The organism is Acidisphaera sp. S103, from assembly GCF_009765975.1.
Taxonomy (GTDB): domain Bacteria; phylum Pseudomonadota; class Alphaproteobacteria; order Acetobacterales; family Acetobacteraceae; genus Rhodopila.
Map to the genome: position 1 here is coordinate 299,633 of NZ_LMUJ01000031.1, position 757 is coordinate 300,389.

The 757-nt window shown below is 62.2% G+C and carries 1 protein-coding gene and 1 pseudogene; both read left to right on the forward strand.

Features of this window, described 5'->3' with window-relative positions; translation table 11 throughout:
* Positions 1-322 (forward strand): septum site-determining protein MinC (gene minC / locus GSQ89_RS05910; RefSeq protein WP_158922961.1); only part of this gene is annotated, 322 nt, incomplete at its 5' end.
* A gap of 11 nt (positions 323-333) precedes the next feature.
* Positions 334-757: pseudogene (gene minD, locus GSQ89_RS38370) on the forward strand (septum site-determining protein MinD); the annotation flags it as partial.

The following is a 757-nucleotide window of genomic DNA, read 5'->3' on the forward strand; positions in this document are numbered from 1 at the left end:
ATTGCTGATCGATCAGCCCATCCGCTCCGGCCAATCCGTCGTCTTCGAGCGCGGCGACATTACCGTGCTGGGTTCGGTCGCTTCCGGCGCCGAGGTCATGGCCGGCGGATCTGTCCACGTTTACGGAACGTTACGAGGTCGAGCCATTGCTGGCCTGTCCGGGCATCCCGGCGCGCGTATTTTCTGTAGCAAGTTGCAAGCTGAACTACTGGCGATCGATGGCGTCTACCAGACCGCGGACGACATGCCGGCCAAGGTGCTGGGCAAGCCCGTTCAAGCCTGGCTGGACGGCGAACAGATGAAAATCTCAGTGCTGGATTAGGGGGAACACAGATGGGCAAGGTGTTGGTGGTGACGTCCGGCAAGGGCGGAGTCGGCAAGACAACCTCCACCGCCGCGCTTGGCGCCGCGCTGGCGCGTGGCGGCGAGAATGTTGTGGTTATCGATTTCGATGTCGGCTTGCGGAACCTGGACCTGGTGATGGGGGCCGAACGCCGCGTGGTGTTCGACCTGATCAATGTGGTGCAAGGCGACGCCAAACTGGCGCAGGCGCTGATCCGCGATAAAAGGATCGAGAACCTGGCCCTGCTTCCCGCGTCGCAGACCCGAGACAAGGATGCCCTGACGACGGAAGGCGTGGACAAGGTCATCGCCGAGTTGAAGGAAAAATTCGACTGGGTGATCTGTGACAGCCCCGCCGGTATCGAACGCGGTGCGCTGCTGGCGATGCGCAACGCCGATATGGCGGTGGGTGTGG